This is a genomic window from Agrococcus sp. HG114, from assembly GCF_024723325.1.
Lineage (GTDB): Bacteria > Actinomycetota > Actinomycetes > Actinomycetales > Microbacteriaceae > Agrococcus.
The window spans coordinates 1-9339 of the sequence record NZ_JANQCH010000091.1 but is presented as its reverse complement, the minus strand read 5'-3'; the positions used below and the strand labels follow the sequence as shown (position 1 = coordinate 9339).

At 72.3% G+C, this 9339-nt stretch carries 8 protein-coding genes and 1 pseudogene; 8 read left to right on the top strand and 1 reads right to left on the bottom strand.

The features are described from left to right. Positions 1-16: 16 nt before the first annotated feature. From NWP09_RS09395 to NWP09_RS09370, 6 genes are all read left to right on the top strand, one after another. Positions 17-1513, top strand: a complete 1497-nt coding sequence (locus tag NWP09_RS09395; protein WP_258275253.1) for an aspartate ammonia-lyase — start codon at positions 17-19, stop codon at positions 1511-1513. A gap of 29 nt (positions 1514-1542) precedes the next feature. Then, positions 1543-2784 carry a PrsW family intramembrane metalloprotease gene (locus NWP09_RS09390; protein WP_258275252.1) on the top strand — a complete coding sequence of 414 codons (1242 nt, stop codon included), beginning with the start codon at positions 1543-1545 and terminating at the stop codon, positions 2782-2784. A gap of 98 nt (positions 2785-2882) precedes the next feature. Next, positions 2883-3152 carry a 30S ribosomal protein S15 gene (gene rpsO / locus NWP09_RS09385; protein WP_258275251.1) on the top strand — a complete coding sequence of 90 codons (270 nt, stop codon included), beginning with the start codon at positions 2883-2885 and terminating at the stop codon, positions 3150-3152. Between the two features lie 280 nt (positions 3153-3432). After that, positions 3433-5715, top strand: coding sequence for a polyribonucleotide nucleotidyltransferase (locus NWP09_RS09380; RefSeq protein ID WP_258275250.1), 2283 nt, complete (start codon positions 3433-3435; stop codon positions 5713-5715). 70 nt (positions 5716-5785) lie between these two features. After that, the gene (locus NWP09_RS09375) at positions 5786-7159 is read left to right on the top strand and encodes a pitrilysin family protein (protein WP_258275249.1); all 1374 of its coding nucleotides are present in this window, start codon (positions 5786-5788) and stop codon (positions 7157-7159) included. Positions 7160-7234: 75 nt separating this feature from the next. Continuing rightward, a complete protein-coding gene (locus NWP09_RS09370) occupies positions 7235-7837 on the top strand; it encodes a histidine phosphatase family protein (protein ID WP_258275248.1) in 603 nt (200 codons plus the stop codon). Here NWP09_RS09370 and NWP09_RS09365 read toward each other — a convergent pair. After that, positions 7831-8298 carry a GNAT family N-acetyltransferase gene (locus NWP09_RS09365; protein WP_258275247.1) on the bottom strand — a complete coding sequence of 156 codons (468 nt, stop codon included), beginning with the start codon at positions 8296-8298 and terminating at the stop codon, positions 7831-7833. The two genes, NWP09_RS09370 and NWP09_RS09365, sit on opposite strands and share 7 nt — an antisense overlap. A 52-nt stretch (positions 8299-8350) precedes the next feature. On the opposite strand from NWP09_RS09365, the gene dapB reads away from it, so the two are divergent. Together dapB and NWP09_RS09355 are read left to right on the top strand one after the other, a co-directional pair. Continuing rightward, positions 8351-9055, top strand: a complete 705-nt coding sequence (dapB, locus tag NWP09_RS09360) for a 4-hydroxy-tetrahydrodipicolinate reductase (protein ID WP_258275246.1) — start codon at positions 8351-8353, stop codon at positions 9053-9055. Next, positions 9052-9339 (top strand): annotated as a pseudogene (locus NWP09_RS09355) (hypothetical protein); the annotation flags it as partial. The gene dapB and the pseudogene NWP09_RS09355, both read left to right, overlap by 4 nt.

Genomic DNA, 9339 nt, shown 5'->3' with positions numbered 1-9339 from the left:
CGGCAAAGGAGCCTCCGTGACCGATACGCCCCAGTACAAGCTCGACCCCGCCCCGCAGGGCGAGCACCACTACGCCGGCCCCACCCGCCTCGAGCGCGATTCGCTCGGCGAGCTGCCGGTGCCCGCCGACGCGTACTGGGGCATCCACACCGAGCGGGCGCTCATCAACTTCCCGATCACGGGCCGCTCAATCTCGGTCTACTCCGACCTCGTCAACGCGCTCGCCGTCGTGAAGCAGGCGTGCGCGCGCGCGAACCGCGAGATCGGCGCGCTCGACCCCGACAAGGCCGACCTCATCGACCGCGTGTGCCGGCGCATCCGCGGCGGCGAGCTGCACGACCAGTTCAAGGTCGGCGTCATCCAGGGCGGCGCGGGCACGTCGACGAACATGAACACGAACGAGGTCATCGCGAACGCGTGCCTCGTCGAGCTCGGGCACCCCAAGGGCGCGTACGAGCACTTCCACCCGATCGACGACGTGAACCGCTCCCAGTCGACGAACGACACCTACCCGACCTCGATCAAGGTGGCGATGGCGTTCACGCTGCGCCGCCTGCTCGACGAGCTCGAGCGGCTGGCGGATGCGTTCGACCGCAAGGCGCAGGAGTTCCACGACGTGCTCAAGGTCGGCCGCACGCAGCTGCAGGACGCCGTGCCGATGACGCTCGGCCAGGAGTTCCGCGGCTTCGCGGTGACGCTGCGCGAGGACTACGACCGGCTGTCGGAGACGATCCGCTGGCTCGGCGAGGTCAACCTCGGCGCGACCGCGATCGGCACGGGCATCACGGCCGACCCCCGCTACGCCGAGGCGGCCTCGCGCCACCTCGCCGAGCTCACGGGCCTGCCGATCGTGCCGGCGGCCGACCTCATCGAGGCGACGAGCGACACGGGCGTCTTCATGCTCGTCTCGGGCACGCTCAAGCGCGCGGCCGTGAAGCTCTCGAAGATCTGCAACGACCTGCGGCTCCTCTCGTCGGGCCCGCAGGCCGGCTTCGGCGAGATCTTCCTGCCCGCGAAGCAGGCCGGCTCCTCGATCATGCCCGGCAAGGTCAACCCGGTGATCCCCGAGGTCGTCAACCAGGTCGCGTTCGCCGTGATCGGCTCCGACGCGACGGTGACGGCGGCGTCCGAGGCAGGGCAGCTGCAGCTCAACGCGTTCGAGCCGGTCATCGCCCACTCGATCCTGCAGAGCCTGCACTGGATGACCCAGGCGTGCCTCACCCTGCGCGTCAACTGCGTCGACGGCATCGAGGCCAACCGCGAGCGGCTCGACCTCATGGTCGGCAGCTCGGTGGGCGTCGTGACGGCGCTGACCCCCTACCTCGGCTACGCCGCCTCGGCGCAGCTCGCGAAGGAGGCGCTCACGAGCGACAAGTCGATCGCCGACCTCGTCGTCGAGGGCGGGCTCATGGAGCGCGAGCGCGTCGAGAAGCTGCTCGAGCCCGCGCGGCTGTCGGGCCTGCACCCCGTGACCGAGGCGATCCCCGTCGTGCTCCCGGACGCGTCGCGCTGACCCGGGCGCGCGCTCGGTACGCTCGGCGCGTGAACGCAACGCCGTCGCTGTCGCCGCTGCGGCGGCAGCAGCGCGCCGCTCCCGGGCTCGTGCTGGGGCTCGTCGGCATCGGCGCCCTCGCCCTCGCATCGGTCGCCGTCATCTGGTTCCTCGGCGGTGCGATCGGGAGCCCGCTGCTGGTCGCCGCAGCCGGCGCGATGGCGCTCGTGCCGCTCGGCTTCGTGCTCTGGGCCGTGCTCGCGATCGACCGCTGGGAGCCGGAGCCGCGCGTCGCGCTGTGGTTCGCGGCGCTGTGGGGCGGCGTCGCCGCGGTGCTGCTGACGCTCGCGCTCAACGCGCTCGTGCTCGAGCCGATCGTCGCGCCGCTCCTGCGCACCCAGGAGCAGTACGAGCTCTACGCGACCGTCATCCAGGCGCCGATCACCGAGGAGCTCTGGAAGGGCATCCCGGTCGTCATCCTGTTCCTCTGGTTCCGCAGGACCTTCGACGGACCCGTCGACGGCGTGGTGATCGCCGCGCTGTCGGCGGCAGGGTTCGCGTTCACCGAGAACATCCTGTACTTCGGCACGTCGCTCGCCTCCACCGGCGACGGCACGTTCATCTTCTTCCTCCGCGGCATCATGAGCCCGCTCACCCACGCGCTCTTCACGGCGGTCGGCATCGGGCTCGCGCTGGGGTTCGCGGCGCGGCTGCGCTCGCGGTGGTGGATCCTCCTCGCCGGTCCGGCGGGCTGGCTCGTCTCGGCGTCCCTGCACGCGCTCTGGAACTCCGCGAGCTGGTGGGTGCCCGGCGGCACCGTCGGCTTCTTCGTCTACTACCTGCTCGTGCAGGTGCCGCTGTGCGTGCTCGTCGCCGTCGCGGTGTGGCTGCTGCTGCGGCAGGAGATGCGGCTCACGCGACTGCGCCTCGACGACTACGGGCGCGCCGGCTGGTTCTCGCGCGAGGAGGTCGAGCGGCTCTCGACGAGCGACGGTCGCGCAGCGCTCATGCACTGGGCGAGGGCGAGGGGCCTCCGGCGCTCGATGCGCGACTACATCCACGCCGCGACGCGGCTCGCGAACCATCGCCAGCGCGCGCTCATCGGCCGGGACCGGTCTCGGCACGTCGCGGACGAGGCGACCCTGCTCGCCGACCTCCTCCACCATCGGCGCTCGATGGCGAGCGCGGTGGTCGGGCAGCCCGTGCCCGTCCCGGCGGGTGCGCGGCCGCCTGCGGCGAGCGGCCCGGTGCAGCGCTTCGGAGCCGCGCCCGCTTGGCCGCCCCGCGGGTGACCTGGTAGCCTCGTGAGGTTGCCGTAGACCGGCCGCGGAACGAGAGCGCCCATGCATCCGGCATGAGCACCGCGCTGCGAGGAGAGAGGGGTTTCCACATGAGCCTGAACGCAGAGATCAAGAAGGCGATCATCGACGAGTTCGCCACCCACGAGGGTGACACCGGGAGCCCCGAGGTGCAGGTCGCGATCCTCTCGCGCCGCATCAAGGACCTCACCGAGCACCTCAAGTCGCACAAGCACGACCACCACTCGCGTCGTGGCCTGCTGCTGCTCGTGGGTCAGCGCCGCCGTCTGCTCGGCTACCTGCAGGAGGTCGACATCGAGCGCTACCGCTCGCTGATCGAGCGCCTGGGCCTGCGTCGCTAGCCTTCCTCGCGTTCTGAAGGGCCGCCCCGATCGGGGCGGCCCTTCGTCGTGCTCGACGCGCTCCCGCTCCGGTCCTGCCGTTCCGGGGATGCGTGCGGTAGCCTTGGCGGGACCGCGAGTCGCGGTCGTCGTGCGCCCATTCGCACCCGCTCAGAGCTGGTCGTTGGTGGAGGGCGCCGAAGCAGTCTTCGACGCTCTCCACTGATGACCACTCCGCGCAGGCGAAGCGCACGGCTGACATGTCGTGCCCCCGCTGGGCACAGGAGAGGAGAGGCCCTTCATGGAAGGTCCTGAGATCACATTCGCCGAGGCCGTCATCGACAACGGCCGCTTCGGCACCCGCACCGTCCGCTTCGAGACCGGTCGCCTCGCGCAGCAGGCGCAGGGCTCGGCGGTCGCGTACATCGACGACGAGACGATGCTGCTGAGCGCCACGAGCGTCTCGAAGCACCCCAAGGACTCGTTCGACTTCTTCCCGCTCACGGTCGACGTCGAGGAGCGCATGTACGCCGCGGGCCGCATCCCCGGCTCGTTCTTCCGCCGCGAGGGCCGTCCCTCGACCGAGGCGATCCTCACGTGCCGCCTCATCGACCGGCCGCTGCGCCCCTCGTTCGTCGAGGGCCTCCGCAACGAGGTGCAGGTCGTCGTGACCGTGCTGTCCATCGAGCCCGACGAGCTCTACGACGTCCTCGCGATCAACGCGGCCTCGATGTCGACGCAGCTCTCGGGCCTGCCGTTCGACGGGCCGATCGGCGGCGTGCGGGTCGCGCTCATCGACGGCCAGTGGGTCGCGTTCCCCAAGCACTCGCAGCTCGCCGACGCCGTGTTCGACATGGTCGTGGCCGGCCGCGTCGTCACCGACGCGCAGGGCGTCGAGGACGTCGCGATCATGATGGTCGAGGCCGAGGCGACCGACAACTCGTGGAACCTGATCGCCGGCGGCGCCCAGAAGCCCACCGAGGAGATCGTCGCGCAGGGCCTCGAGGCCGCGAAGCCCTTCATCAAGCAGCTCGTCGCCGCGCAGGAGGAGGTCGCGAAGACCGCCGCGAAGGAGACGCAGCAGTACCCGCTGTTCCCGCCCTATTCGGAGGAGGCGCTCGTCGCCGTCCGCGAGCTCGCCCTCGACCGCCTGGGCGAGGTGTACCGCATCGCCGACAAGCTCGAGCGCAACGCCGCGGACGACGCGCTCAAGGAGCAGGTCAAGCAGCAGATCAACGAGCGCATCGAGCGCGGCGAGCTCGACGCCGTCGTCGCGACGCAGGTCTCGGGCGCCTACAAGGCCGTCACGAAGGAGGTCGTCCGCGGGCGCATCCTGACCGACGGCGTGCGCATCGACGGCCGCGGCGCCGCCGACATCCGGCCGCTCGACGCCGAGGTCGCGGTCGTGCCGCGCGTGCACGGCTCCGCGATCTTCCAGCGCGGCGAGACGCAGATCATGGGCATCACGACGCTCAACATGCTCAAGATGGAGCAGCAGATCGACTCGCTCAGCCCCGAGACGACGAAGCGCTACATGCACAACTACAACTTCCCGCCGTACTCGACGGGCGAGACGGGCCGCGTCGGCAGCCCGAAGCGCCGCGAGATCGGTCACGGCGCGCTCGCCGAGCGGGCGCTCGTGCCGGTGCTGCCGAGCCGCGAGGAGTTCCCCTACGCGATCCGCCAGGTCTCCGAGGCGCTCGGCTCGAACGGCTCGACGTCGATGGGCTCCGTGTGCGCCTCGACGCTCTCGCTGCTCAACGCCGGCGTGCCGCTCAAGGCGCCGGTCGCGGGCATCGCGATGGGCCTCGTGACCGACGAGGTCGACGGCGAGACCCGCTACGCGGCGCTCACCGACATCCTCGGCGCCGAGGACGCGCTCGGCGACATGGACTTCAAGGTCGCGGGCACCCCCGAGTTCATCACGGCCATCCAGCTCGACACGAAGCTCTCGGGCATCCCCGCGTCGGTGCTGGCCGGGGCGCTCACGCAGGCGAAGGAGGCGCGCACCAAGATCCTCGAGGTCCTGAACGCCGCCATCGACGCGCCCGACGAGATGGCGCCGACGGCGCCCCGCGTCATCAGCGTGCAGATCCCGGTCGACAAGATCGGCGAGCTCATCGGCCCCAAGGGCAAGACGATCAACCAGATCCAGGACGACACGGGCGCCCAGATCTCGATCGAGGACTCCGGCACCGTCTACATCGGCGCGGTCGACGGCCCCTCGGCCGAGGCGGCGCGCGCCGCGGTCAACGCGATCGCGAACCCGCTGAACCCCGAGGTCGGCGAGCGCTACCTCGGCACGGTCGTCAAGACCGCGTCGTTCGGCGCGTTCGTGTCGCTGCTGCCCGGCCGCGACGGCCTGCTGCACGTGACGGCCATGCGTCCGCTCAACGGCGGCAAGCGCATCGAGAACGTCGAGGACGTGGTCTCGATCGGGCAGAAGATCCAGGTGGAGATCACGAAGATCGACGACCGCGGCAAGCTCTCGCTCGAGCTCGTCGACGACTCGGAGCCCGTGGCCCCGGTCGCGGCGAAGAGCGACGACGCGGAGTCGTCGGTCTCCTCGGTCTCGGCCGAGTAGCCCGCTCATGACGGAGCCCCCGCCCCTCGCCGGGCGGGGGCTCCGTCGTCTCCCCTCGTAGACTGGACCGATGCCTGCCGTCCCGCTCCCGCTCGACGTCCCAGAGATCGCCATCGCCGCCGCGGGCGGCGCCGTCGTGCGCCGGAGCGTGCTGCCGAGCGGCGTGCGCGTGCTCACCGAGCACATGCCGGGCGCGGTGAGCGCGACCGTCGGCTACTGGGTGCCGGTGGGCTCCCGCGACGAGTCGGGCGACGCGCGCGGGTCCACGCACTTCCTCGAGCACCTGCTGTTCAAGGGCACCCCGACCCGCACCGCCTTCGACATCGCCGTCGCGTTCGACGAGGTGGGCGGCGAGCACAACGCGGTGACCGCGAAGGAGCACACCTGCTACTACGCGAAGGTGCGGGACGTCGACCTGCCGATGGCGATCGACGTGCTCGCCGACATGCTCACCTCGTCGCTGCTGGACCCCGACGAGTTCGAGCACGAGCGCGAGGTCATCCTCGAGGAGCTCGCGATGGCCGACGACGACCCCGCCGACGTCGCGGGGGAGCGGCTGAGCGAGCTCGTGCACGGGGACGAGACGCCCCTCGGTCGCCCGATCGGCGGCACCCCCGAGTCCATCCGCGCGGTCTCGCGCGATCGCGTGGCAGAGCACTACGCCGAGCACTACGGCCCGAGCGACCTCGTCGTGACGATCGCGGGGGCCGTCGACCACGACATCGCCGTCGAGCAGCTGCAGGTCGCGCTCGAGCGCTACGGGTGGTCGCTCGGCGCGGGGTCGCCGCAGGAGCGCCGCAGCACCTCGCCGCGTCCGGCAGGCCCCGGAGGGCTCACGGTGGTCGCGCGACCGCTCGAGCAGGTGAACCTCATGATCGGCATGCCGGGCCTCATCGCCTCCGACCCCCGGCGGAGCACGATGGCGGTGCTGAACGCGGTGCTCGGGGCGGGCATGTCGTCGCGCCTGTTCCAGGAGATCCGGGAGAAGCGCGGCCTCGCCTACTCGGTCTACTCCTGGGCCTCGGGCTACGCGGACGCGGGCGTCGTCGGGCTCGCGGCCGCGTGCGCGCCGCGGAAGACGCTCGAGGTGGCCTCGCTCATGCTCGGCGAGCTCGAGCGGCTCGCCGAGGGCGTGACCGAGGAGGAGCTGCGACGCGCGAAGGGGCAGCTCGCCGGCGGGTCGGCGCTCGCGCTCGAGGACACCGACACGCGCATGTCGCGGCTCGGCCGCGCCGAGCTGACGCTCGGCGAGTTCCTCGACATCGACGCGACGCTCGAGCGGATCGGCGCCGTGACCGATGCCGAGGTGCGCTCGCTGGCGACGGAGCTCGCCGCGGGCCCCCGCTCGATCGCCGCCGTCGGGAAGGTGCCCGACGGGCTCGGCGCGCTCGTCGCGTCGGCCGCTCCCGCTACGGTGGAAGCGGCGGCACCGACCGCCGGCTGAACCGACCGGAGCGGGGGCGCATCGCTGCGCCCTCGTGCGACATCGGCGCCTCGCTGCGCCCGCGGAGGGAACCACATGGCGCACCTGCTCTACCTCGTCCGGCACGGGGAGCAGCTGGACGCCGAGCATGGCGTCGAGGACGGCCGGCTCTCGGCACGGGGTGTCCGGCAGGCGCACGCGATCGCGCAGCGGCTCTCCGGCGTCGTGTTCGACCACGCGTGGACCTCGCCGCTGCAGCGCGCGACCGAGACGGCGGCGATCATGCAGGAGCGGCTGCCCGCGGTCGAGTTCCAGAAGTCCGCACTGCTGCTCGACTGCGTGCCGTCCGGGCTCGAGGCCGACACGCCCGTCGGCTTCCACGGCTTCCTCAAGGGCTTCCGGCCCGCCGAGGTCGAGGCGGGAGCCGCCCAGATGCAGGACGCCGCAGCCCAGTGGCTGCGCCCCTCGCGCGGCGACGTCAACGAGCTGCTCGTGACCCACAACTTCGTGATCGGCTGGTTCGTGCGCGAGGTGATGCAGGCGCCGGCGTGGCAGTGGATGGCGCTCAACCAGGCGAACTGCGGACTGACGATCCTGCGGCGCCGCACCGGCAAGCCGCCGCAGCTGCTCGTGCACAACGACCTCGGGCACCTCCCGCCGGAGGACCGCACGGGCCTCCCGCTCCCGCAGCCCTACTGATCGGCGGCGAGCGGCTTCCGGAACCAGGTCGTCGCGTTCGGGTTGTCGTTGTAGGGCGGGACCGACTCGTAGCCGCGCGTCGTGTAGAGCCGGTTCGCGGGCTCGAGCGCCGCGTTCGTGTCGAGCACGACCTCGGTCGCGCCGAGCTCGCCCGCGCGCGCCTCGAGCGCGGCGAGGAGCGCCGCGCCCGTGCCGCGGCCTCGACCGACGGGGGAGACGTACAGGTGCTTGACCTCGAACCGCGTGGGCGAGAGGCGCCGGAGCGCGCCGCACCCGATCGGCTCGCCGCCGTCCCACGCGACGAGGAACGCGCCGTCGGGCTCGCGGAGCGTCGCGGGATCGGCCGGCTTCGGCGTGTACTGCCCGCCGACGAACGTGATGGCGCGGTCGGCGAAGTACGCCCGCAGCAGCGACTGGGCGAGCTCGGACGCGGGATCCTCGATGGCGATGACGGCGGTCACCCGCCCACTGTACGGGCGGATGCGACGGCTCCCGCGCCGTAGGCTGGAGGGCATGGCAGGCACGAGGCGCATCGGCATCGCGGGCGCGACCGGCAGGCTGGGCTCGCTCGCGCTGCGGCTCGCCCACGAGGCGCACGACCTCGAGCCCGTCGAGCTCGACGTGCGCGAGGGGCTCGACCTCGACGGGCTCGACACGGTCTTCGACGCGACGATCCTCGCCGCGAGCCAGCAGCTCGTCGAGGCGGCGGCGGCCGCCCGCGTGCCCGTCGTCGTCGCGACGAGCGGATGGAGCGAGGAGCGCATCGCCGTGCTCCGCGCCCGCGGCGCCGACCGCATCCGCATCGTCCCGAACTTCTCGCTCGGGAGCGTGCTCGAGACGCACCTCGCGACGATCGCCGCGCGCCACTTCACCGCGGTCGAGGTCGTCGAGGCGCACCACGACCGCAAGCGCGACGCCCCGAGCGGCACCGCGACCCGCACGGCCGAGGCGATCGGCGCGGTGCGCGGCTTCGTCCCCGCGACCCCGGACGAGCCGGGGCGCGGCACCGTGATCTCCGGGGTGCCGGTGCACGCGCTGCGGCTGCCCGGGGTCGTCGCGCGGCAGGAGGTCATCTTCGGCGGCGTCGGCGAGACCCTCACGATCCGCCACGACACGACCTCGAGCGACTCGTACGCCGCGGGCATCCTGCTCGCGCTGCGCGCGGAGGCGCAGCCCGGCGTCACCGTCGGCATCGGCGACCTGCTGGGCCTGTCGTGACCGACCGGCCGGCGGCGCGCATCGGGCTGCGCAAGGGGCTCGCGCTCGGCATGGCCGCGGTGCTCGCGCTCTACGTCGTCCTCGCCGGCTCGCGCGCGGTGCAGTTCATCGCGACCGGGGAGCCGGTCGCGATCGCCGTCGGCATCGCGCTCGTCGTGTTCTTCGTCGTCGGAGCATGGGCGCTCGTGCGCGAGGTCCTCTTCGGCATGCAGCTCGACCGCGCCGTGCGCGAGCTCGCGGCCGCCGGCGGCATGCCCGCGCCGCTGCCCGCGACGCCGTCGGGC